Source organism: Pseudonocardia nigra (assembly GCF_019396355.1).
GTDB classification, from domain to species: Bacteria; Actinomycetota; Actinomycetes; order Mycobacteriales; family Pseudonocardiaceae; genus Pseudonocardia; species Pseudonocardia nigra.
The window spans coordinates 1-686 of the sequence record NZ_JAHKRK010000560.1 but is presented as its reverse complement, the minus strand read 5'-3'; the positions used below and the strand labels follow the sequence as shown (position 1 = coordinate 686).

Here is a 686-nt window from a genome sequence, read left to right as displayed (position 1 = left end):
CTTGACGATGCGCATCAGGCTGTCCTTCCGTTGTCGGTCGGCGAGCGGCGTCGGGATCTCCGGATCCACCGCCCGCGACGCGGGCACCGGGTGTGTCCGCACAGAAGGAACCCGGATCACCGCGACGGTCTTCGGCATTGCCACCAGATGCATCCGATCCGGGGAAGATGCAGGTCAGGCCGAATATGAGGAGGCATGAGGCGGGTTGCGCGGCCGCCCCGTCCGGCAGCCGGGTGGCACTGGGCCGGATGGACGGCCCGGCTGGGTTCCGGTGAGCCTGACCCACGAGCAGGCCCTGGTCGACTACGACCCGGACCAGGTCACGCCCGAGGAGATCCTGGGGACGCTGCGCGACGTCGGCTACGAGTTGTATGACCCGCGGAAGCTGCGCCCGTTCGAGGAGGAAGAGGCGGACCTGGTCCGCGAGGGCGCCCGGCTGCTGGTCGCGGTCGCAGCCAGCCTGACCGCGATCGGGCTGATCGCCGAGGTCACCGGCATCTGGTCGATGCTGGTCCCGGCCTTGGTGGTGGCGCTGATGGTGCCGCTGTCATATGCGCTGCTGCACCCTCGACTCGAGCCGCCGGCGGTGTTGCGCAACCGGCTGTCCGATTCAGCGGACACGACGAAAGGGATGAACCTGCTGGGCGCCTCTGAAGCGTTCCCTCATCGATCAACCGCTTACCGCG

At 68.5% G+C, this 686-nt stretch carries 1 pseudogene; it reads left to right on the top strand.

The features are described 5' to 3' along the window. Positions 1 to 271 precede the first annotated feature (271 nt). Positions 272 to 686 (top strand): annotated as a pseudogene (locus KME75_RS42195) (hypothetical protein); the annotation flags it as partial.